A 23,139-nucleotide genomic window follows, 5' to 3' on the forward strand; every position below is an offset into this window, starting at 1 on the left:
AAATTTATTCTTCAAACACTGATTAAGAATTTATATGCATGAATTGATGAACATGAAAGCGCCAGTTGGCATAATGTTGTGCCAAATTAGCTTGTCATTGTTGGAAGAAGAATTAAGTATGCGCTCGCAGCTATTAGGTGTAAAATATCATTTCATATTTCTCATAAATCTTCCAAATAAATATAGTGTTTCGATATTAAAGGAGTTTAATAGTGGCTAAGACTAGTCTGAATCAAGAGCAACAGGTTACTACTTCAGCACAAGGTGCAGCTGACATCAAACAACTATCTACTATTTTGCTTCGCCGACGCTTTTTGATCTTTGGGGTTTCCTGTGTAGTTATGTCAGCTGCTAGCCTCTTGGCTATCAATGCCAAACCTACTTACCAGAGCAATATGCAGATATTGGTGAATTCCAATTTATCTGAAGGGGCACAGTCAAATACTCAAGTTACCAATTTAAATTCTCAAGTTGTTGATTCCACTACTCAGATGAAACTCATGCTGAGTTCTAAGTTGCTTCAGAAGGCTGTAGATTTACTCCATTCTGATTATCCTGATATTACCTTACAAGACATCAATGGTCAAAAAGAACATAACAAAAAAGCACCTTTAGAAGTAACTCCAGAAGCGGGAGGCATAGGGACAAATAAAGTTTTTAATCAGGCATTTAAAGTTTCTTTTAATGATGAAGATCCCGTCAAAGCACAAAGAGTACTTCAAGCTCTACAGAAAGTCTACCAAAACTACAACAAACAGCAGCAAAAAGAACGTCTAAATCAAGGATTAGCTTTTGTAAACACTCGCTTGCCTGAGATAAAAAAAGAGGTGAGTAAAGCTGAGAAAAACTTAGAACAGTTTCGCAAAAAACATAAATTACTCGATCCCGAAGTCCAAAGTAAAATTCTGCTAGAATCTTTAGCCGATATTCAACAACAGCTACAAACCACTCGTGCCAACCTTCAAGATGTAAACGCTCGCTACAATAATCTAGAGCAACTAATAGCGTCTTCGTCGCAGCAGAATACACTGATTTCTTCTCAATTAAATCAGTCAAGCCGCTATCAAGCATTATTAAGTGAAATTCAAAAAACTGAACTAGCTTTGGCTAAGGAGCGGCTCCGCTATACAGATGATTACCCATCGGTACAAAAATTAAAACAGCAACGCCAAAGTCAACTGTCCTTATTACGAGAAGAGGTGAAAACTATTACTAACAGCAATAAAGATAAACCCTTCTCAAAAGGACAAATGCTAGGAGTTGATCCAACGCTAGTAGATGAGTTTGTTTTAGTCCAGACAAGTGTTTTAGGACTGACTGCTAATGAAAAAAATCTCATTGAGTCAGAACAGCAACTACGGTCTGAGCTAAACAAATACCCAAGTTTAATAGCAGAGTATAATCGTTTGCTATCAAAGGTACAAACTAGTCGCAAAAACCTTGAACAACTACTCCAGGCACAACAGTCATTGGGACTAAAAATTGCTCAGGAAGGATATAACTGGCAAGTTTTGGCAGAACCTTCTCCCGGTACTTATATGGGTAACAACAGATTATTACTCTTGCTTGGAAGAGCGGTAATTGGGCCGATTTTAGGTATCTTAGTAGCCCTAATTTTGGAAAAGTTTAATGACGCTATTTATTGTGCCGGAGATTTAAAGAAATTGACAAACCTACGTGTACTGGGATCAGTACCCAAATTACCATCAAGTGGTGTCAAAAAACGGCGGCTTGGTCTGCCTTGGAATGGTCGAAGAAACTCAAATTATTCTGTAATAGAAGCCAGTAATAAATTGCCCGTCCATGAAACTTTGGACATGATCTACCAAAATATTCAAATATTAAAATATCCTTTACCGTTCAAGTCGCTGATGTTTACTTCAGCACTACCAGGGGAAGGGAAGACAACCTTAGTGTTAGGCCTTGTAACTAGTGCTACCCGAATGCATCGACGGGTATTAGTAATTGATGCTAACCTACATAATCCTAGCCTGCATAAAATCCTGGAACTATCCAATGACTGGGGACTATCTCTGTTATTAGTTGATGAGACAACTACTGATTTTCAAGATTATATCCAGCCGATTCACCCCTCCATTGATATTTTGACTGCTGGGCCAGAACCAGAAGATACAGTGAAGTTGCTCAGTTCTCAACGGATGAAAGAACTAATAGAGGTGTTTGAGCAAAGTTATGACCTAGTACTAATAGATGCTCCATCTATTTTAGGCACGGTTGATGCCAGGATTGTGGCATCTTTTTGCAGTGGTATTGTAATGGTAGAGCGCATGGGAAAAGTGACTCGAACTGAACTGACTCAAGCAACAGAAATTTTGAGTAAGTTGAATTTAATTGGAATTATCGCTAATGAAGTGAGCAATTCTCAAAAGGTATTGGCATCGTAAATCGGAGAATAAAAGTTTCTCTTCTACGGCAGTCAGATTTAAACGATTCACTTTCCCCAATTTCTGATTTCTACCTTATATTTAAAGCAAAATGCATAATTAGTAGGAGGTGGCAACCTCCAGCGTTGGAGAACTGTCTCATCTTAAAGTAGTAGACGTCAAAATCTAGAGCGTCGATTAGATACTAGTGTAATTAGATGATCGGTATGAAATTCCAACTTTACTTAGGCTCTTTATTTTCTCAGATTAAAATACGTTATTGGTGGGTAAGTATCTTTTTGTGGATAGCTTTGGTTGCTCCAGCCCAAGCGTCTGTAATCCTACGTGTGGCAATTGAGAGGGACGTTAATCAGGTAAAAGTGGGTAGTTCCACTACTGGGATCGTTAAGGATAGTACTGGCCGGACTCTTGGACAGTTGCCAGCAATGAGTGCATATTATGCTCAAGCCGTTCCTGGCGGAGTTGCTTTAGATAAGTGGCAGTCTGGTTTATTTTGGATTGAGCCAACTGGCAAAGGATTTGTTTATATTGGCGATCGCTGGTATCGGGGCAGAACTCTAGTTGTCCCCACAGATAAGGGCTTAACCGCTGTTAACTGGGTTGACGATCAAGAATATCTCTACAGCGTTCTTGGTGGCGAAATGGATGCTAGCTGGCCCCAAGAAGCTTTAAAAGCCCAAGCGATCGCAGCCCGCACTTATGCCCTCTACGAACGGGAAAAACAACGAAATAATCCTGTTTATGATGTAGGCAATACCCCCGATCACTGGCAAATTTACAAAGGTGTCATTAGTGAATCTCCTGCTACTTACACCGCAGTAGATTCTACTCTAGGGCAGGTACTAACTTACAAAAATCGGATTATTCTCTCAGTCTTCCACGCTTGTTCTGGGGGACACACTGAAAACGTAGAAGATGTTTGGGGAAGCAACGAACCTTATCTACGTGCTGTTCAAGACTACGATCAAAATATTCGCGAGTGTAATTGGGTGAAAACCTTCTCACCCAGTGAAATTAGCGTTAAATTTCCTGAGGTGGGCAGTGTGACGGCGATGATTCCAGAAACATACTCACCTTTTGGCAGTGTTAAAGTTTTAAAGATTGTCGGCAACAAGGGCACAAAGATGCTACAGGGCGAGGCAGTACGAACAGCCCTCAAGTTAAAAAGTACCCGCTTTACCGTCACCAAAGGAGGCGATGGTAGTTTTGTACTGCAAGGGCTTGGCTACGGTCATGCTTTAGGTATGAGTCAGTGGGGGGCGTACAATCTGGCTCGGCAAGGAGTAAACCATCTGCAAATTTTGGGACATTATTATCAAGGTGTAGCTCTAACACCGATTCAGGCGAAGTAATTAGGCATTGGGCATGGGGTATTGGGCATTGGGCACAAGAGGCAGAGGGGTAAAACTTACTGCTACTTCTCCTCTGCTCCCCTGCTCCCCTGCTCCCCTGCTCCCCTGCTTCCTATTCCCCACTCCCACGTTCTAAGCGCCGTTGCCATTCAGCATCAATTTTTGCAGAACGTTCAACTTCTTGGTCAAGTAAGTCAGTTTCGCTAGAATACACTAAATCTTCGTTGCCAATGACTTTTTCTGTTGCAAATTGTTGGGCATAGTTGATTTTTTGTTGCAAAAGTGCATCAGGACTTGTCAATAGCCTTGCTCTGGAAAGGCGATCGCGGTTGCGATCGTTTATTTTGCGATTACGCCACTGAATCCAGAAATAACGCAATAGCGGTATGCCTAAAAAACCTGCTCCGTAAGCCAATAGCAGCCAATAAATTCCTTGTACAAAAGCTACCAGTCCACCTAACTGCACAGCAACAGTTCCATCTCTCAATAAACTTCCCAGTACTAAAGCACCAACAAAATTTAGTATCCCTAACCCAGCACTCAGCATAATTTGCCCTGAACTTGCAGCGCTAAAACGCCAGGGAAATTCCTCTAAGTGATCTGATATTGCATGACGGCGCTTTTTAACTGCACTCACCTGCAACTCTGGGAAGTAATAAACAATTTGACCTTCTGGGCTTACTCCTGGTTGCCCATTAAATCGCGTCAGAACGGGCAGCATATAATCTTCGTACTCTCTTGTGTATCCTTGGCCAATGTCATCCAAATATGGGGCAATTTGTTCTGCCACCACTGCACCACGGTTACTCCGAATCACCGTAGCAATTTCTTGCCAGCGACGTTCTTCTAAGTTAGCGTTTGGATTACCATCGCCAAACAAAAACGAAAACACAGCTTCAAAGAAATTCAGATTGCTTTCTTGCCGGCTTTCACGTCGCCGTTCCTGGTAGTGGGTGTCATAATTTGGGCTAAGATACCAAAATAAATTTGGAAAATAGAAGAAGCCCCCACCGCCGTAATTACTGCCCCGATTGTCCCCATTACGGTCTGAATTGGTAGAGGTAGTAATAATGTAGATAGCAATAATTATCAGGGTGATAGAAACAATTAAGAAAATTAAAAAAGAAGCGCGAATCACGTAAAACAGAACACTCCAGACCTTTTTCCACCATTCCTGCAATCGTAGCCGGAAGTATTTATTACGCAAAATTGCTCGAAAATTTTGTGGAAAGAGGAAAACTATATCACCGGAATCCGCTACCTGTAAATGTCCGCCAGCATCAGATGCCAGGGCTAACAAGCTTTGATTAGCTTCAGCGACGTTCAATCCTGCCTGAGTTGCCACATCACCAACGGTAACACGGTAGCCCAATTGTTCCACAGCTTGCATGATGGTGGGACTGGGAGCCATTGCTCTCCCCTCCTATTAAAAATTATTCCCTTTTCTTAAGTATAAAGTTTTATTTTGAGGGACTTGGTAAAAGTAGGAATAACAATTATAGCAATGGACAGGGAGCTTAGGACAGCAATAAAATCACATAGTATCCTGTTGAAGGCGCGTTTCCCACGAACTGTCCTAACGGCTTTGGCGACTGCTATAAATCATTAAAAAAGATAATAAATCACATGAATTTAGCAAACTGATACTAAAGTCGATAAACCAATAAATGACCTAAGACATAATATGTTATAATTGTTTTCCTCAGCTCTGGTTAACCAGCAAACTTTCTGCTCAAATATGGTTCAATACACTCTCGCTCAAAGCCCAGAAATTATCCTTACTGTTTCTGGAAAAGATTCAGCTAAAGCCCGTGATAAAGCAATGGATCAGCTAATGGAACTGATGGATGCAGGTAAGCTACCCACGGAACTGGAAGAAGGATTTGGCCCTCAACAATTAATTGAGGTAAAAGAGTCAACTATTGATACTGCTAGTGGTGAGGATACAATTACACAAGCTGTTCAGGTTCTGAGTAACCTAGCCACGCTCAAATTGAAAGTTCAGGAGTCACGAACTGAGGCGTTGGAAATTCACAAAGCTGTTGATATTTTGTTCAGCGATCAGTTGGTAACAGAAGAGGAAATTACTCGACTCAAGGAAGGTTTTAAAGTTCTCAAAAATTTTGCTCAAGCTAATGTGCGTTACCAAGAAGCGCGGTCTAAAGCAGAACTAGCTAGGCAGACTCTAGATCAAGCTCTCAAATCCCCTGACAAGTAACATTTACAGAATTATATGCATTGAGATACATTTTAATCAAAACGCAAAAAATCTATAACATAGAATTTTCAGCCTGTGTTCTAGATCAACTGGGGCGCTAGGATTCGAACCCAGGGATGGCGAGACCAAAACCCGCTGCCTTACCACTTGGCGACGCCCCAATAATTTCACTATGGTTAGTATAACATTTAGTCCTGGGTTAATGTCAAGTACTTTAATAGTTGATTTCAGATAATGGGTTTTTACAGCAGGACATTAATGAGTTGGAATCCTTAGACTTAGAATCTTTGATCATTTTGAGGTTGATACCTTGAATCTTGATGCTTCAGGCATAAAATTCTTTCCTTAGCATCTAAAATCTGGTTCCTTTGATGGTGAACGCATTAGAGTTAGTCTCACTTATTTCTTTTTCTTTAGTCCCCAGTCTCGTGAAGGAAGACCGCTGCAATCCGACTTGATGATAATAGTTGTTTAGTAGCTAGCCATATAAAGAGTGGAATAGTCTTGGCATAACGACCACAAAGTCGGCGTGGTTCTTGAATCCATCGATATAGCCATTCAAGTCCTAAGTCTCGAACTATGCGGGGTGCCCGCTTATGAATTCCGGCATAAACTGGGAAAACTCCACCCAGTCCAATCATTACAGCTTGTATTTTGCCCTTATGTTGAGCTATCCAATTTTCTTGTTTGGGACATCCCAGAGAAACTAAAACAGCGCTAGCACCACTAGAGTTAATCTTTTGAACCAAGGTTTCGTCTTCAATTTCGGTTAAAGGACGAAAAGGTAGAGGTTCCATCGCCGCAATCTTTATTTGTGGAAATTCCTTCTCTAATCTGTTTTGCATCCTAGACAGAATTTCTGTTTGGGAACCTAAAAAGAAAATGCTTAGATTTTGTATTTGAGTTAGCTGACACAATGCAAGAAAAATATCCATCCCTGCCACACGGTCTTGGTAAAGCGCTCCCATTTTTCGCATCATCCATACCAGAGGCATACCATCAGGAGTAACTATATCTGCATTTCGCAATACGGTGGCAAACTCTGGATTCCAATGGGCTTCTATGAGCATGTGTACATTGGCTACATATACAGTTTTGCTCTCACGCCTACTCGCCCACTTCAGTATTGTTTGTATCTGCTCATCAAACCGTAAAGCAGTAATAGGAAAATCAAGCACTTTTTTAGTAGGTAGAAGCACTCTAGCCACCATCAATAACTCCTGTATACAAGAAAACAATTCATAGATTACCTAGACCAATCCAAATTATTTAATATTTCGGATTGGATGACTCCTGACTTTTTGTCGGCTTGTGTCATTGTTGGAAGTTAACATATGGAGGTGCAATTGCCTTTTTAGTATACTTTTGGCTTAATCGGTAATACTAGAATTATTTGCTGCTGTGTCTTAGCTTACTGTTTTATGTTAAGGATTTTAGATACTGCTTGACAAAATTCATACTTCCTTCATAATTAATTTTTGATTAGTTCATCCAAGCATTATAATTGCGATAAATTCCTAGATAAATGCTGTATATTAAGTAGTATATAGTACTTAAGTCTTTAAGTAGAAAAGTAAAATGCTAGCCACTAAGTCTGCCAATTTTATACGTGAATATGCGCTTAAGAGGTTGAATGAAAATTAGTATATTTTAAAGAACAGCTAATAACTTTTGATTATAATTTACAAATTTATTACAGATTTAATTTAGTCTCTGTATTGATGAAAAATCTCTAGATTTTATCAAAACAGAATAAAGGCGTCAGTCGCCAGAATTCTCCAATTGAATTGGAGTGTGACTGGTGAGGCAGCGCGCAGAAAGGGGGTTTCCCCCATGAGCGACTGCCGTTAGCGTAGCGTTAGCGAGGTACGAGCGTCACCCGAAGGGCGGATGAATAACTGGGTTTAAGACCCTCGCTAAATCTTTTCTTTCTCCAGACGCTACGCGTAGCAAGCTTCCCCGTTCGCGGAGCGTTCCGTAGGAAAGGGGTACGATTTAGCGGTCTACAATCACCTGTAAGGGTCCCAATCCCCCACTGATAGCGAAGCTCCTTCGAGTCCGCGATAGCGGAGCGGTAGCGAGTATTCGAGCGTCGCGTCTTGATTCTGACGCCAAGCCGCAGAGCTTTCCAAGTCTCCGCTCCTGAATTCTGACGAATGTATTCTTCTTCAATTGTTTCTGAAATAAAAGCCCAAAAAAGAAGGGAAAGATAAATTTATCTTTCCCTGCTCTTTGGTTTTGATTATTGTCTGATTTGTTACTTTCTTTAAGTTTTTGGCGTAACATTTGCCTTTGTTTTTTCAGTTGACGCTTCCTAGCAGAACCGCCTTTACCTTTATCATTTCTGCCTTCTTTACGGGGAGATTCCCATCTTTTCAGGCGCATAAGTTTTTAACCTCTTTAGCAACTTTTTTGGCAGTGGGCAGGAGGAGAATCGAACTCCTATGACCGTAAGGCCGCCACATTTTGAGTGTGGTGCGTCTACCAATTCCGCCACCCGCCCTTATATCGTAATCTTAACTAGTATATTCTAGATTAAGAGATTTTGTAACAAGTTTGAAAATTATTTCTCAAAGTTTTGCTGGAATAACAGTTTTAAGAATCTCCAGCTTAAAGGCGTGGCAGGTTCAATAAACTAGGGTCAATATCCTGTATTTTGGCACAGCCGCTAAGGGCCATTCCTACATTTAACTCATCTTGCAGCAGTGAGATGATATGAGATACGCCGATTTGTCCTGCTACCGCTAGTCCCCACAATATGGGTCGTCCGATCAGTACTGCTTTTGCTCCTAATGCCAGAGCTTTGAGAATGTCAGTGCCTCTACGAATGCCTCCATCCAATACCACTTCTACTTTACCATCGACTGCGGCTACTATTTCAGTCAGGGCATCTAAAGAAGCGATCGCACCATCGAGTTGTCTACCACCATGATTGGAAACAACAATTGCTTTGGCTCCATGTTCTACAGCCCGCACAGCATCATCTGGGCGTAAAACTCCTTTGATGACTAAAGGTAGCCCAGATAAAGACTGTAACCATTCCAAATCGTCCCAAGTGACTGCTGGGCTTAGCTGTTGGGCAAAGTAGGTAAATAACCCCGATTCTCTTTTTTCATGGGAAATATCTAGCCCTGAGATGCTCGCAAGATTAGCCAGATGTAAGTCTTGGGGTAAGGCAAACTCATTACGTCTATCTCTCTCGCGCTGTCCGAGAACGGGTGCATCTACAGTTAGACAAAGTGCTTTGTAGCCTGCTTTATCAGCTTTTTCTACCAAAGCATGAGTTAATCCCCGGTCTTTATGGATGTAAAGCTGGAACCATCGTAGAGAATCTGGAAACTGATTACATGCAGTCGCCACTTCTTCAATGCTCTTTGTTGCCATTGTACTTAACACCATACCTACACCAGCTGATGCAGCAGCTAGGGCTGTGGCAACTTCTCCGTCTGGATGAGCTAGACATTGAAAAGCCATCGGTGCAATTAACAAAGGTAATCGCAGGGGTTGTCCTAAAATAGAGGTACTCAGATTGCGATCGCTCACATCGACTAATATCCGAGGTCGCAGCTTGACTCGCTCAAAGGCAGCACGATTATCTCGCAATGTGATTTCGTCCCAAGCACCACTGCTGTAGTAATCAAGTGTCGTTTGAGACAGATGTTTTTTTGCTAGCTTTTCATACTCAAAAAGGTTAATGGGTTGAAAGCGATCGTCTGTGGATAAGTAGGTAGACATAATTAAATCTAAGATAAAACTTTTGTTCGTAGTCAGCGATTTATCGCTCTGCATAAGATTTTAAATGGCTAGAGCCGCTGACTACGATTATTCCTTGTCAAGGCTTTCAAATGGATTTTTAGCATAATTGTATTTATTTTTACTCACTTGGTTAACGATCGCTCAACTGTATTTATGTACCGAGGTGTTACTCAAACAGCATGAAAATTACTCCCAAAAAAGACCTCTGGTTTGCGCCAGAGGTCTTTCCGTTTCAGAACGTTGTAAAATTCATAAGCAACGTAAAACGCTGATATGGTTAATTTAGTGGCTTCTGTGCCATGAACGCAAAAATAACAACCCAATTGCCAATTCCATACTGACTATTATTACTCCTATACCAAAAATGCGTAGGCGCAGCCCGCCGCAGGCATCGCCAACATTTAGGTATAGACCCAGAAATCTCATCCTGCGACCAAAACTTCATCTTATCCAAGATTTTAAGAGAACTTTTCCCAGGATTGGGCAACTAATTGGCTTAACCAACGGCGTTGTTGCTGATCCAACAGTGAATCGTCTGCTAACAACTGAGCAGTCAATTCTTCCAAAGATTGACCCTGAGCGCGGACAATTTTAATTACTCCAGCGATCGCACTGGCAACTAATTCTTCGTCAATTGGCTGTTGTCGCAGAGCAACAATTTCTTGGGGACTGTCTGGAATGGGATAATTCATGGCGTGGGTTTACAGAAATACAAAATGAACAATAACTTTGACAAACTCTTAAAATTTCTTCACTGAATCTTTACGAAACTAATAGGGCGGAGCGTACCTTACTTTATGTCTTAAGAAAATCTGTCTTAGTGAGTAAATTGAGAGGAGATGTCAGGAAAAAATGAAAGAAATACTTTATTTAGAAGTTCCAACTCCAGATATAGAAACTGTGCGTAGTTGGTTACAAACAGATTTTGAACCTGGAAATGGAGAAAAAGAGCTTACTTCGGAAGGTTTTCGCCTTCAGATACCCAGTGCTACTACACCTGCTGGAGTGGCTTTTTCCGAAAACTTGCCTACAGAACTTTCGGTATTTGTCTGGTCGGTGCAACAAACTACCTATCTGAAAGTGTTTCGCTGGTCAGAACAACCCTTTCCCAATGAAAGACAAATTCTGCAACGCTTGACTAAGGAAATCAGAAGCCGTTTTCCGCATGATTACCCAGAACCGCCAGCAATTGATTTATCCCAGCAATCAATATTTGCCGCACTAGCCTTTACTTATCCCCTTACCGTCAAGTATTTTCAGAAAATGCCCAACGGTGAATATGACCTAACTCGTGCCTATTGGTGGGAACAACGATGGCGCGAAGGGGTGCGGAATCCGCAACAGCCGCGTCAAGTCGTGTTTTCGCAACAGAGCAGAGGAGCAGAGGAGCAGGGGAGCAGAGGGAAAATAACCAATGCCCCATGCCCCATGTCCCATGCCCAGTACGACATCATCTATATCGGTGGCGCACTAGGCGTAATCCATGCAGCAGTAATGGCAAAACTGGGATATAAAGTCTTGCTGGTGGAACGAATGCCCTTTGGGCGGATGAACCGAGAATGGAATATTTCCCGCGACGAAATTCAAAGCTTGCTTAACTTGGGTTTAGTCACCCCCGCTGAGTTAGAAACCATCATTGCCAGGGAATATAAAGACGGATTCAATAAATTTTTTGATGCTAATAATCCAGCCAAACTGCGATCGCCCGTCCTCCACACACCCACAGTCCTAAATTTAGGCTTAGATTCCGAAAAATGGCTCCAAATGTGTGGGCAAAAACTGCAAGCGGCAGGCGGTGAAATTTGGGATGAAACAGAGTTTATCCGTGCAGATATTGATATATCACAGGTAGTTTTGCAAGTCAAGCACTTGTCCAGTCAGATTGAGAAACAAGTAAGTGGACGACTGCTAATAGATGCAATGGGAACTGCATCCCCCATCGCTTGGCAATTAAACGGTGGTCGTGCCTTTGATAGTGTCTGTCCGACAGTAGGAGCGGCAATTGAAAGCGGATTTGAGCCGGGAGTATGGGATTCCCAATATGGTGACGTTCTTTACAGTCATGGGGATATTTCGCGGGGAAGGCAGTTGATTTGGGAATTGTTTCCCGCAGCAGATGATGAACTGACGATTTATTTATTTCACTACCACGAAGTCAACGCTGAAAATCCTGGTTCCTTGCTAGAGATGTACGAGGACTTTTTCACGATTTTGCCAGAGTATCGCAGGTGCGATATGGATAAATTGGTGTGGAAGAAGCCGACATTTGGGTATATACCAGGGCATTTTAGTGTGGGAAGTCGCGATCGCACAGTTGCCTTTGATCGATTGATGGCGATCGGTGATGCTGCATCACTTCAATCTCCCCTCGTTTTCACAGGTTTTGGTTCCTTAGTTCGCAACTTAGAGCGGTTAACAACGCTGTTGGATACTGCCCTCAAACATGACTTGTTGAGTTTTTGCCACTTAAACCAAATTCGCGCCTATCAAACCAACGTTTCCGTGACTTGGCTTTTTTCCAAAGGCATGATGGTACCCACAGGAAAATTTTTACCGCCGCAACGAATTAACTCCATGCTGAATACCTTTTTTGGGCTGTTAGCAGACGAACCGCCAGAGGTGGCAGATAACTTCATCAAAGATCGGTGTGATTGGTTAACCTTTAACCGTTTAGCACTGAAAGCCGCTAGTAAAAATCCTGCCTTACTTTTATGGATTTGGGAACTTGCTGGCCCTAGAGATTTAGTGCGATGGCTTGGTAGTTATTTCAACTTCGGTCGTCATGCCCTGGTTAGTGCTTTACTAAGTCCCTGGTTTGGGCGCTTCTTGAACCGAGTCGGTTTTTGGCTAGAACCCCGGAATCCAGGCTTGTGGCTGTGGTTATTAGCGATTAATTATGCGATCGCCACAGGCAAACCGCGATCGCCCAGCCAGGTTGCAAAAACCAACCCAGAAGCCATAATTCCAAAGTCAGAAGCAAGGATTCTGAATTAATCATTGGGTATGGGGCATAAATCACTTGACTCCCTATTTCCAACTCTTGTACAGACAAGGGTTAATCGCGTCTCTCCTGACTCTTGGGGCGAAAATTCGGCAGTTCTACAGATGCCAATGACTTACGCCCTTTGGGTGGACGCTGAGGATAAACTACTGGTGAAGGTGAATTGTCATCATTGGTGTTATCACTTAATGACTCTGAGGACAAATTACTTGCTGACAATTGTGAAACTTCTGACCAGTAGTCTTCAGTATCTCCGACTGGCGTTTCAGTGTGAGATGGAGTAGAGGAAACCAGTAAGTCATTGGCTGGTGAAAGCACAGAATCCGTCCTCCAAGAAGTAGAGGTAGTTGCAGGAGGATTAATTTCTGCTTCCAAATGTTCCTCCTGTGGATTTTCTAATTCCTCATCGTCTTCTAAGATTGTTGCTAAAGTCTCCCAAATTGGAGCATCACTAACATCCGTTTTCGCAGCAGGTGGTGGTGATGTAGATGCAGGCTGGGAGGTGAAAAACATTTGGATTAAACTATCTAATTGCCGATCTAAATTTGATGAACCCGAAGGTGAAACTCCTTCAGTTGTATCTGGTGTATCTAGAGAATCATCAACTTCTGGAGATGGCGCGGGTTGTGTTGGTGTTGGCGTGTCTTTCTTAACTGTCCAGTTCCAAGGAGATGATGGCGGTGTCGCAGGGGCTTCATTTCTTTGAAATGGGATTGGTGCTGAGGGTTCACCCCAAGAATTATCTAAATCGTTACTTAAGGATTCTTCTTCTGCTGACCAAGGTTGAATTGGCTGGGCGTTAGGAAACAAAGACCGAGCTTTTCTAGAAAATCTTCCTTGGCTACTAGTTATGTCTTTAGGATGTTTTGCAGCATCCTCTAAGGAGTCATAGCTAGGAACTGATGTATCTAGACATTTTTCCAAAGCTGCTTTGAATTGCAACGTCTGGCGTTGTTGTCGCATCAGTCTTGTACGTAGCTCCCGACAAACATTTTCTGACTGCAATAACTGCTGAGATTGTTCGTTATTATTAGTGTGTAGCAACGTACATTCTCGCTCTAACTGGGCAAGGCGTTGTTGGCTAATTTGTAGCTGTGCTTTATAAGTATCAGTGAAAATTTCCTGGCGTTGAACAGTTTGTACAGCAGTTTCTAATTGTTGAAATAAAGATTTTATCTGTTCTTGAGCCGCAGCTAGTTCCTGAGTATGTTGGTTGAGCATCGACTCACTAACGCTAGAACGCGTTTTCTGCCACTGCAAAACCTTTTCTGACTCAGCTAGGTTGTCTTTTAGCTGCTCTACTTGTTCATACAATTTATTGTTAGCCGTACGTAATTCTTCGTTCAATGCCAGCAGTTTCTGAAATTCTGAGTCAATAAGTGCTTGTTTGCCGCTTTCAGGCTCTGCAACCCAGTCCTGCTGGGGGGTATCTTGTAAAAATTGTGTATCTTCAGCGGGCATGAGGAGTGGCAGTTTTTTAACTGTCATATTGTCATTAGGCACTACTGAGTAAAAGGGACAACTCGCCTGCTCTAATTGTGGCGAATTAGCAGAATTTAGGGATTCCATCACAGCCCCCTTGTTTGAGGTGTCAGCTTCATTCATCACTTTTGACTCACCTGCTTAAAAATATTCAGCAGTGCTGGCATTAGCATTGCTTATAAACTGTGTCTAATCAGGGTTTGCTCTAAAAGCTAAGTTTAACTTTCTCCAAGCACCAGCAATTAATTATCAATTGGTGTTCCCCATTTTGTATCTAGACTGATGCCGTTATAACACTATGATGCTCTGCCCCGTCAAGAAGAGGTAGAAGGGGAACTTTGGTCGCCTTTGAAGATAGGCGAGAGAGAGGAGAAACCCGATACATTAAAAATTAAATTGTATTGGCTGGCTGATGAAGTTTTTTACATGAAAAAACTGTCTCACATTATACTTTATTTTTTATAATCGCATCTTTCTTAAGAGATAAATTATGATTGTCTCCTGAAATACATTTTGTAATGCCTTATTGAGTACTTAGATATAGATGTCCGTACAAGTATCTACTTTTCAATGATAATTCTCTAATCCTAAGCGATCGCTATTTAATGTCAGCAAACAACTAAGAGCTTCCGCTATAACTGCAATGTTAAGAGATCCTGTTAAATACGAGTAAATACTTATAAAGTGTTAGCAAATAAGTAACAATTTACTTAAGTAAAATATAAAACTTTTTTAAAGAGTAATCTCAACTTAGTGAGGGCTTTTTTCTCGATAAATACGTTGCCAGTAAGCAATTGCAGGTTGTGTTAGTTATAAGCTTTTCGATCAACTTATCCTCAATACGTCAAGTTTGTTTAATGATTAGAATAAAATTGTTTAAAGTATACTTAACTACTTAATAATATTATCTACATTGTAAGTTAATTTACAACAGCTATATTTAAATCAAGTATTAACACGGATAGTATTTTTAATTATTTTATTAAAGAATAATTGTATTAACCGCGTTTTCTACTAGAAATAAAGTAATTATAAAGACCATCATTTCTGGCGATTAATCTGATTGCAGCGCGAAATAGAGTGTTGTGGCAGTTAGGCTTTTTCAAAAAAATCAAAATTTAAAATAAGAGTGCTAAAAATGACTGATGTACTTGCAATGGGCGCAAATATCAAGCAAGAGACTGCTAAATTACCGCTGTTTGTAGAGAATTGTAACAGCTTTTGGGACAAAGAAATCAGACCGTTATTTACAGATGAGTCTCTATCTTTCAAGGTGAAAACTCTTAACGGAAACTATGTCAAGTACGTGAACTTGGATAATGGAGCTACAACCACACCCCTTGCAACTCTCAAGCAGTACGTGGACGAAATGCTTGACACCTATGGCAGCGTACATCGAGGTTCTGGACAAAAATCCATTATCACTACACGAGAATATGACGCCAGTCGAAACATCATTCGCAACTTTGTGGGATCATCTTCAGACAACTATGTAATCTTTGCGAAGAATACAACAGAAGCAATTAATGGAGCTGCCACACTTTGGGCAAAAAAACCTGGAAAAATTCTAGTTTCTGATATCGAGCATTCATCTAACCTGCTGCCTTGGGTTACTAGAGACGAAGTTGTGCAGTACAGAACGCAACCAGATGGAAGTGTAAGTATTGCAGAAATTGAAGATATCTTCAAGGCACACCAAAATCTCCCTGAAGCCGAGCAAATTAAGTTAGTAACTATTACAGGTGCTTCCACAATTACAGGCTATAGACCCCCAATTTACGAAATCGCAGCTTTAGCACATCGGTATGGTGCTAAGATTTTTGCCGACGTGTGTCAGTTAATTCAGCATGAACAAGTCGATATGCGTGCTGATGATGATCCATGTCATTTAGATTTTGTGGCTTTCTCTGGACACAAGATGTATGCCCCTTATGGAACCGGAGTTTTGCTAGGGCCAAAGGAATTTTTTGATAGCTCCTACCCTTATCAAATTGGCGGTGGAAACCTGCCTTATATCACCAGAAACCTAGAGATAAAGCGTTTTTATACAGAACGGGCCCATGACCCCGGAACACCAAACGCAATGGGTGCGATCGCCATTGCCAAAGCGATTGAAATTATCGAAGCAGTAGGGCGCTCGCGCATTGCTCAGTACGAACACTCTCTAGTTAAATTTACATATACACGACTTGGGCTGATTCCTGGTGTCAAAATACATATTCCTGGAGATAATTTAGCCCATGTTATTCCCTTTGATATTGATGGATTTGATGGACGCTTAGTAGCAGAGATTTTAGCACAAGAATATGGCATTGGCGTTCGGGCTGGGGCTTTTTGCACTTATGAATACATTCGCAAACTCAAGAATATTTCAGACGAGCAAGACTGCGAGATTGCTCAGGAAGTAGACAGAGGAATTACGCGTAATATTCCTAGTATTATCCGAGCCAGCTTTGCTGTATATAATACATTAGAAGATTGCGATCGCTTTATAGATGCGATCGCTCAAATAGCTAAAAACGGATTGTCTCACTATTTGCCCAACTACACACAAGATCGGATAACTGGTGTTTGGACAGCGATAAACAGCTAGTGCCGCAAGGCGAAAGTCAAAAGGAGCCAGTGCGTTGGGCGGCTCTGCCGACTTGAAGCAACTGGCGTTCAAAAGTCAAAAGTCAAACAGGTATACAGCATAAGCGTTCTATTGATTTGGAATGGTGAGGCAGTCGCTCAGAGGGGGTTCCCACGCCAGTGTGACTTAAAATTACGAATTAAAAAGGGGTAATAGCTTGAGCGATGAAAATCTCTTTGACCAAGAGGATTATTTACAGGCACGGGTTGATCAATGCATCTGGCAAAAAAGCACAGATGCGGGTATTTCGCGCCAGCGCTTTCTGAAAATCCTAGCTACTATGGTTGGTGCCACAGCCATTGCGGGGTTAGCGAAACCTGCGCCTGCTCACAGTCGGACAGCTATTAAAACTAAAGGCAGCAAAATACTTAAGCCATTGCCACCAGGGTATATCTCTCATAGCAAGGGCACATTAGAGATGAACTGGGAAGCGATGTATGGGCGTGGCTATTTAGTACCAAATGACTGGTTCTATGTTCACAACCGCAGTACACCTCCTTTGTTTGACCCGTCTACATGGCGTTTACAAATTCATGGAACTGGCGTTTCTGCACCTTGCGAGTTTACTTACGATGAAATCATTGCTATGCCATCCATCTCAGTCACTTGTGCCATTGAGTGTGCTGCTAATGGTCGGCGCTTCTTTGAAGAGGCTTACAACATACCACTCCCTGGAACACGGTGGAGACTTGGGGCTATTGGTGTGGCTGAGTGGACTGGTGTACCACTTAGTATGTTATTAGAGCGAGCTGGACTGAAATCCACTGCAAAAGACGTACTCGTTGAGGGTGCAGATGTAGATTCGCTGGACTCAAAACAGACAAATAAATCCAAGTTCAACAGTGTAGTTCCAATTAGCAAAGCATTAGCAGATAACTCGCTCGTCGTCTACGCTATGAACGGAGAACCATTACCTCCAGATCATGGCCAGCCGTGCCGTGTGTTATTCCCTGGTTGGGGAGGAAACGCCAACGTTAAATGGATTGAGCGAATTGAGGTTTCCCAAACACCGATATATACGCAGTGGGTAACGGAGCAGATGGTGCTGATTGGTCCAGATTACCCAGCGATCGCACCATATAAAGGTAAGCTGATTACCTATCAAAATGTTAAGAGCGCTTTTGAGTTGGCTTGGCCCGCTACGCTTTCGGCTGGAACCCATTTACTACGTGGACGTTCTTGGTCTGGGAAAGGAAAAATTATCCGTGTAGAAATCAGTCTAGATGGCGGTAAAACTTGGCAATTTGCACGACTGAGAGAACCAAATTTTCCATTTGCGTGGGTACGCTGGGACATTGAATGGAACCCACTTCCTGGGGAATATTTTCTCCAGGCTTGTGCTACTGACAATTTAGGTAATACACAACCGAGTACTGTTCCGTGGAATGACTCTGGATTGCTCTATGGAGGTGTTGTTAGCCATCCGGTAACAGTACAGGCATGAGGAAAATAAGGGAAATTAGGGGTACAAGAAGAATAATCTATGCCCAATGCCCAATGCCCAATGCCCATGCAGTACTATCAGTTCTCTAGAAAAATAATTATTTATGATTGATTTTAGTTGGTTGATTTTAGTGAGTGGAGGTTTAATATCTGGAATCATAGCTGGACTTTTAGGAATCGGTGGCGGTATTATCACAATTCCTCTTTTAGTCACACTAGGTTATACTCCCGTTCAGGCGATCGCTACTAGTAGCCTTGCTATTGTAATTACTTCAATTTCTGGAAGTTTACAGAATTGGTGGATGGGCTACTTTGACTTTAAACGAGTAATTTATTTAGGAATTCCAGCTTTTTTAACTACTGGAATAGGTGTATATTTCGCCAATAAAATTCCATCTTATATAATACTCTTTACATTTGGCATCATACTACTTGCTAATATCTACCTGATTGAGCTTCGCAAGCAACTGTCCTTACAGGAAAAAGAACATATAGCCCCAGTATTCAACCCATTAGTTTCTAAAATTGGCACTGGGGGAGCAGCAGGAATTTTAGCAGGTTTATTCGGCTTAGGTGGCGGTACAATTATGGTGCCACTACAAATGTTACTACTAAAAGAAGAAATTAAAGTAGCAATTCAAACTAGTTTAGGTGTGATTGTCATCACTGCTTTAGCTGCCTGCACAGGACACACATTAGAGGGAAATATTCTGTTTGTTCAAGGTATAGTTTTGGGATGTGGCGGTCTTTTAGGTGTTCAAATGAGTACTCGTACATTGCCAAAACTACCAGATTCTACTGTGAGTTTAGTACTTCGTATTTTCTTAGGAATACTATCAATTTATATTTTTTGGGAAGCTTGGACAAATTATCAATTCATAGTTTCAAATCCAATAAATGAGGAATTGTCAGCTTGGTATCAACAAGATTTCCAACTTCTCTAAGAAGTCGGGAATCTAAGCTTTTTTAAGGTAGCCAACGGGGATGAAACCCGGCTAAGGGGAGTTGTTCTGGTCTAATTTCAACAGTCGCAGCATCAGCGATGGGTAACAGAGGCATTAACCACAGGCTACTGGTAGCAATAACATCTCCATCATCAGTTTTCAAAGTGTTTGTGGGTAATGATGCTGTTGTGTTTGTCTGCGGTACTACTTGGTCAAATAACAAGCCCAAACCGTCGGCAGATAAACTCATTTGCACATTTCGTTGAGCGGGAGGCAGTACTAACAGTGGTTTCTGTTGCCCGGTTTTCAAATCAATTGCTACCACATAAGGCTGTTCTATGTATTGTTCTTTGGATACTAGCTGTGTTAGCAAGCAGTAGAGGGTAGGTGAGGCAATGTCAAATTGGCAACTGAGAATTGAACCTGTTGTTTTTAATAGTTGTTTCTGCACACCTTGGTTTGTCACCAAAAACAAATCCCGCGTGTAATCTGTATTAAACTTTACCATCGCTGCTTGAGAGCCATCCTTGGAGAAAGCCTGTACCAAACCAAACTGCGGCAGAAAATCTAGAGGTTTACTGGCATCACCTTGCAGTGGTAAAATCGCTGCTCCCTGTCCTTGGGCAACCGCTACGGCTTTACTATCTGGTGTCACCATAAAATCTCCCCCTGGTTGACTTTTTAGGCGTTTTGGGGTGGGTTTTTCTGCTGAACCATCACTGGTTGCTGGCATAAACCATAGTCCAAAATCACCAGGATTAGTTTTATTTCCCCGCTGGATGACAATAGTTTGCCCATCAGGTGATAAGTCAAATTTCAGGTTTTGATAATCTTTACTATCTAAAGTCAGGTCAACTTTGCCTTCTGGTTCTGCTTTTTGTCCAGATTTAGCAGAAACGCCTGTTGTCACCGTATACAGTTGGGCTGAAAGTAAGTCTTGATTGTTTGCGGCACGAGCAGAAAATAAAATTTTCTCCCCATCAGGAAATGACTCAAAGTCGATTACTATCAGGTCTTTGGGGGTAAGTACCCTTTTTTGCTCTTGGGTCAAATTGTAAAGAACTAACCGTCCCTGTTCTTCTTGCTCGGTTCCGATGTAAAGGATAACGCGATCGCGTGTACGGAAGCTACCTGTGAAGGGCTGTATGACCCGATTTTTGCCTTCTTGCTCTGCAAATTTATCTTTAGCTCCCTGTAACTGCACTTTATAATTTGTACCATAGGGTGCTGGTGTCACCAGTGTATAAACCATCCGCCGCCCCGCCCAACTGAATTTACCTGCTAGGGGTGGATCGATTTTCAAGTTATCCTCGACGCTTTTTGCTTCCATTGGGCGGCTGAAGGTGAGGGTGAAGGAATTATCTTCTGCCCCAATTTGTTGATTTTGCCAAGTAAATTCCCGGACACGAGCAGTTACCACATCACCTTGCAAGATGATTAACCCAATCAACACACTCAGCAGTAGCATTAGTGCGATCGCTATACGATCCAGTGGTTGGATAAATGCTTTAGATTTAGTCATTGGTTATTTGTCATTTGTCATTAGTCATTTGTGATCAACAAATAACTAATAACTATAAGGATTTTGGGGTTGAGGAATCTTTTTGAGAGAGGTAGCGGCAATGGTAAGTTGGCGTTTACCTGCCAAATTTTCTGTCACCATTTGTCCTTCTACTTCTAGCCAGGTATCAGCGGAATAAGGCTCTTGATTATTTGGGAGTTTAACTGGCAATCCCACTGGGTAAGCATCTGCTGCACAGCAAGTTAAGACAAATCGAGCTAAAAACAAATATTCTTTTCCTATATCCGGCGGGTGAATCACAAATCCCTGCACCTTGACTTTTTGTCCTGTATATGTATCTGGCTCTGGATAGACATTGACAGTGCGTACCCAGTCTACAAGCGATCGCTCCTCTGGACGAACAGTAGCCCGAAAGGCTTGAGGTTTGACACGTGTGCTTCCCAATAAATCAGCCGTTACCCCCCTTTGGAGTGCTTTATCACTGGCAAAAACTTGCGGTGTAATGATAAAACCTAAAATCGCTGTAGTCAACAATAAACCGCTGCCCCAACCAGGGGGAAATAAACTACTATGCGGAGCGCTTGGTGTCACATCACGGCGACGACGTTGCCAAAGTTCCTGCATTTTGAAGAAACCAATAACAATCAAGCTAATACCAGTTACAACTACGAACCAAATGTAATTTGGATGAATCAACAGGTTCAGCTTATTAGTTAACCAATATCTCAGCATCAAAGTCCCCCAAGCTGTAATTGCTAGAGCATCGAGCCAAGGGAGTAATAAATTTGGGATTCTAGATTTGGGATTTTTGTTAGTCATTAGTCATCGGTCATTAGTCATTGGTCATTGGTTATTAACAATGGACAAATGACAAATAATTTTTTAAAAGACGTGCAAGTTCAGGAAAAGGGTAAACACAAATGTTAATTGTGCTGCTAAGGCAAATAAGTAAAAAACTGTTTTGGGTTTAAAAATGGATAACATCAAACCAATGCCTTTGATGTCAATCATTGGGCCAAAGACTAGAAATGCCAACAATGAACCGCTGCTAAAGGTTGAGGCAAAAGATAGGGCAAAGAAAGAATCAACTGTAGAACAAATAGACACGACTACCGCTAATATCAGCATGACCACAATTGAGGTAATCGGCCCAGCACCCAAACTAAGAATTAATTCACGGGGAGCTAAGACTTGAATAGCAGCAGCGATCGCACTTCCAACAACCATGACTCCGCCGAGCTCTCGGAATTCTTGAATGCTATTATCTACAACTAGACGCAGTTTCGCTGCCAGCGGTTTATTGGAAGTAGAGACTGATGTAGGTGGGACTACAAAATTAGCATCTATCCGTAGAGGTATACCTGCTTTTCCTCCTAAGATGTAAGTCCCAGATTGCAAGATATTTGGTATTGTTGCTTCATCTTGTGCTTGGTGACGCTTACCACGGCGTTTGGTTTCAGGCTGAGCGGGTGGATTAAACTTCACATAGCGAGCGATCGCAGGTTGGACTATGGGATTTAAGTCCTTTTGAAAACTGAAAACAAACCCGATAATTGTGGCAATCGTTAGGGAAAATACGACTCGTAAGATTACTATTTCTGGCTGATCTCGAAATGCTGTCCAAGTGGCCCAAATTACAACTGGGTTAATTGTTGGTGCTGCTAGCAAAAAACCAATCGCGACTGGTGTGGGTACTCCTTGAATCAGGAATCGCCGCGCTACCGGTACATTCCCGCACTCACACACCGGAAACAAAAAGCCGATCATACTACCAACTAGAGCACCTAACAGCGGATTTTTGGGCATTTTTTCTACTAGTTTGCGCTCATCAACAAAAAACAGCAGCAAACTAGAGAATAAAACCCCAAGAAGCAAAAAAGGCATCGCCTCGACTAGCAGACTTAAAAATAGCGTAAAACCATTGTTCAGTTGATTCATGAGCGTCGCAGTCAAAAGCGGTTTTTAGTTTTAGGGTTCTGCCTAGTCATTCTATCGAAATGGGGATCAAAAGCAGTTCGGAAAAATTAAACATTATTTAAGTAGCAAGTTATCCTACTTCAAAATAGCGGTTAAGCGCTACAAACCTTGGCTTCACACGAGTTCGTGACTTTTAACTGAGCGCATTTACTGACGATGACCATTTTCAAGATTGTCTAAGTTCAGAAATTGTTCCGAGCTAGAGGGCAAGTAACTGCACAGATGATTTTAAATTACCTATGTTTATACTTACAGTAATTTTCTGGATAAGATATTAGTTCGGCTGTATTTTCATCAAGTATTCACAGTTCTTCAAAATTTGGGGTAGGCGTAGCCCGTTGTAGACATCGCTATTGGTTGCTACCATCATTGATTTTGACTAGTTATAGCAAAATTTGATCTGAGCT

The 23,139-nt window shown here is 41.8% G+C and carries 16 protein-coding genes and 2 tRNA genes; 7 read left to right on the forward strand and 11 right to left on the reverse strand.

Annotated elements, in window-relative coordinates:
• The first annotated feature begins 212 nt into the window (after positions 1-212).
• Together V7K56_RS06685 and V7K56_RS06690 are read left to right on the forward strand one after the other, a co-directional pair.
• Positions 213-2,405, forward strand: coding sequence for a GumC family protein (locus V7K56_RS06685; RefSeq protein WP_334908789.1), 2,193 nt, complete (start codon positions 213-215; stop codon positions 2,403-2,405).
• Between the two features lie 206 nt (positions 2,406-2,611).
• A complete protein-coding gene (locus V7K56_RS06690) occupies positions 2,612-3,757 on the forward strand; it encodes a SpoIID/LytB domain-containing protein (RefSeq protein ID WP_334908791.1) in 1,146 nt (381 codons plus the stop codon).
• 112 nt (positions 3,758-3,869) lie between these two features.
• Here the strand turns inward: V7K56_RS06690 and V7K56_RS06695 are convergent, their stop codons facing one another.
• Entirely contained in the window at positions 3,870-5,168 is a 1,299-nt protein-coding gene (locus V7K56_RS06695) for a hypothetical protein (protein ID WP_334908792.1), read from the reverse strand.
• Positions 5,169-5,495: 327 nt separating this feature from the next.
• Here V7K56_RS06695 and V7K56_RS06700 point away from each other — a divergent pair, with 327 nt between their 5' ends.
• Entirely contained in the window at positions 5,496-5,975 is a 480-nt protein-coding gene (locus V7K56_RS06700; RefSeq protein ID WP_334908794.1) for a hypothetical protein, read from the forward strand.
• Between the two features lie 89 nt (positions 5,976-6,064).
• Here V7K56_RS06700 and V7K56_RS06705 read toward each other — a convergent pair.
• The 6 genes from V7K56_RS06705 to V7K56_RS06730 form a co-directional block, all read right to left on the reverse strand.
• Positions 6,065-6,136, reverse strand: a tRNA-Gln gene (locus V7K56_RS06705).
• 252 nt (positions 6,137-6,388) lie between these two features.
• Positions 6,389-7,186 carry a WecB/TagA/CpsF family glycosyltransferase gene (locus V7K56_RS06710; RefSeq protein WP_334908795.1) on the reverse strand — a complete coding sequence of 266 codons (798 nt, stop codon included), beginning with the start codon at positions 7,184-7,186 and terminating at the stop codon, positions 6,389-6,391.
• 784 nt (positions 7,187-7,970) lie between these two features.
• Positions 7,971-8,360: a hypothetical protein gene (locus tag V7K56_RS36970; protein ID WP_442939931.1), complete on the reverse strand. Its 390-nt coding sequence runs from the start codon at positions 8,358-8,360 to the stop codon at positions 7,971-7,973.
• Between the two features lie 34 nt (positions 8,361-8,394).
• Positions 8,395-8,478: transfer RNA gene (locus V7K56_RS06720), tRNA-Leu, on the reverse strand.
• 107 nt (positions 8,479-8,585) lie between these two features.
• Positions 8,586-9,710: an alpha-hydroxy acid oxidase gene (locus V7K56_RS06725; RefSeq protein ID WP_334908797.1), complete on the reverse strand. Its 1,125-nt coding sequence runs from the start codon at positions 9,708-9,710 to the stop codon at positions 8,586-8,588.
• 479 nt (positions 9,711-10,189) lie between these two features.
• Positions 10,190-10,423, reverse strand: coding sequence for a hypothetical protein (locus V7K56_RS06730; protein ID WP_334908799.1), 234 nt, complete (start codon positions 10,421-10,423; stop codon positions 10,190-10,192).
• A gap of 160 nt (positions 10,424-10,583) precedes the next feature.
• Between V7K56_RS06730 and V7K56_RS06735 the strand changes: the two genes are divergently transcribed.
• Positions 10,584-12,725 (forward strand): NAD(P)/FAD-dependent oxidoreductase, encoded by a 2,142-nt coding sequence (locus tag V7K56_RS06735; protein ID WP_334908800.1) that lies wholly within the window; start codon positions 10,584-10,586, stop codon positions 12,723-12,725.
• A gap of 61 nt (positions 12,726-12,786) precedes the next feature.
• Here V7K56_RS06735 and V7K56_RS06740 read toward each other — a convergent pair whose 3' ends face one another.
• Positions 12,787-14,337, reverse strand: a complete 1,551-nt coding sequence (locus V7K56_RS06740; protein ID WP_334908802.1) for a hypothetical protein — start codon at positions 14,335-14,337, stop codon at positions 12,787-12,789.
• A gap of 1,015 nt (positions 14,338-15,352) precedes the next feature.
• Between V7K56_RS06740 and V7K56_RS06745 the strand changes: the two genes are divergently transcribed.
• The 3 genes from V7K56_RS06745 to V7K56_RS06755 all read left to right on the forward strand — a co-directional run bounded on the left by V7K56_RS06745 (position 15,353) and on the right by V7K56_RS06755 (position 19,233).
• Positions 15,353-16,807: an aminotransferase class V-fold PLP-dependent enzyme gene (locus tag V7K56_RS06745; RefSeq protein ID WP_334908804.1), complete on the forward strand. Its 1,455-nt coding sequence runs from the start codon at positions 15,353-15,355 to the stop codon at positions 16,805-16,807.
• Between the two features lie 196 nt (positions 16,808-17,003).
• Positions 17,004-18,290, forward strand: coding sequence for a sulfite oxidase (locus tag V7K56_RS06750; protein WP_334908806.1), 1,287 nt, complete (start codon positions 17,004-17,006; stop codon positions 18,288-18,290).
• Positions 18,291-18,393: 103 nt separating this feature from the next.
• Positions 18,394-19,233 carry a sulfite exporter TauE/SafE family protein gene (locus V7K56_RS06755; protein WP_334908808.1) on the forward strand — a complete coding sequence of 280 codons (840 nt, stop codon included), beginning with the start codon at positions 18,394-18,396 and terminating at the stop codon, positions 19,231-19,233.
• A 22-nt stretch (positions 19,234-19,255) separates the two neighbouring features.
• On the opposite strand, the gene V7K56_RS06760 is transcribed toward V7K56_RS06755, so the two are convergent.
• From V7K56_RS06760 to V7K56_RS06770, 3 genes are all read right to left on the reverse strand, one after another.
• Positions 19,256-20,755: an Ig-like domain-containing protein gene (locus tag V7K56_RS06760; protein ID WP_334908810.1), complete on the reverse strand. Its 1,500-nt coding sequence runs from the start codon at positions 20,753-20,755 to the stop codon at positions 19,256-19,258.
• A 45-nt stretch (positions 20,756-20,800) separates the two neighbouring features.
• Positions 20,801-21,574, reverse strand: coding sequence for a TIGR03943 family putative permease subunit (locus V7K56_RS06765; protein ID WP_334908812.1), 774 nt, complete (start codon positions 21,572-21,574; stop codon positions 20,801-20,803).
• Between the two features lie 63 nt (positions 21,575-21,637).
• Complete coding sequence (locus tag V7K56_RS06770; protein WP_334908814.1) at positions 21,638-22,693, reverse strand: permease; 1,056 nt, start codon at positions 22,691-22,693, stop codon at positions 21,638-21,640.
• Positions 22,694-23,139 lie beyond the last annotated feature (446 nt).

This window comes from Nostoc sp. (assembly GCF_036917535.1).
Taxonomy (GTDB): domain Bacteria; phylum Cyanobacteriota; class Cyanobacteriia; order Cyanobacteriales; family Nostocaceae; genus Nostoc.

Excerpts from the sequence above, each read along its gene's own strand:
- V7K56_RS06730 (WP_334908799.1), bottom strand. The coding sequence starts at position 10,423 with ATGAATTATCCCATTCCAGACAGTCCCCAAGAAATTGTTGCTCTGCGA.
- V7K56_RS06760 (WP_334908810.1), bottom strand. The coding sequence starts at position 20,755 with ATGACTAAATCTAAAGCATTTATCCAACCACTGGATCGTATAGCGATC.
- V7K56_RS06735 (WP_334908800.1), top strand. The coding sequence starts at position 10,584 with ATGAAAGAAATACTTTATTTAGAAGTTCCAACTCCAGATATAGAAACT.
- V7K56_RS06710 (WP_334908795.1), bottom strand. The coding sequence starts at position 7,186 with ATGGTGGCTAGAGTGCTTCTACCTACTAAAAAAGTGCTTGATTTTCCT.
- V7K56_RS06700 (WP_334908794.1), top strand. The coding sequence starts at position 5,496 with ATGGTTCAATACACTCTCGCTCAAAGCCCAGAAATTATCCTTACTGTT.
- V7K56_RS06765 (WP_334908812.1), bottom strand. The coding sequence starts at position 21,574 with ATGACTAACAAAAATCCCAAATCTAGAATCCCAAATTTATTACTCCCT.
- V7K56_RS06755 (WP_334908808.1), top strand. The coding sequence starts at position 18,394 with ATGATTGATTTTAGTTGGTTGATTTTAGTGAGTGGAGGTTTAATATCT.
- V7K56_RS06695 (WP_334908792.1), bottom strand. The coding sequence starts at position 5,168 with ATGGCTCCCAGTCCCACCATCATGCAAGCTGTGGAACAATTGGGCTAC.
- V7K56_RS06740 (WP_334908802.1), bottom strand. The coding sequence starts at position 14,337 with ATGAATGAAGCTGACACCTCAAACAAGGGGGCTGTGATGGAATCCCTA.
- V7K56_RS06690 (WP_334908791.1), top strand. The coding sequence starts at position 2,612 with ATGAAATTCCAACTTTACTTAGGCTCTTTATTTTCTCAGATTAAAATA.
- V7K56_RS06745 (WP_334908804.1), top strand. The coding sequence starts at position 15,353 with ATGACTGATGTACTTGCAATGGGCGCAAATATCAAGCAAGAGACTGCT.
- V7K56_RS06770 (WP_334908814.1), bottom strand. The coding sequence starts at position 22,693 with ATGAATCAACTGAACAATGGTTTTACGCTATTTTTAAGTCTGCTAGTC.
- V7K56_RS06725 (WP_334908797.1), bottom strand. The coding sequence starts at position 9,710 with ATGTCTACCTACTTATCCACAGACGATCGCTTTCAACCCATTAACCTT.
- V7K56_RS36970 (WP_442939931.1), bottom strand. The coding sequence starts at position 8,360 with ATGCGCCTGAAAAGATGGGAATCTCCCCGTAAAGAAGGCAGAAATGAT.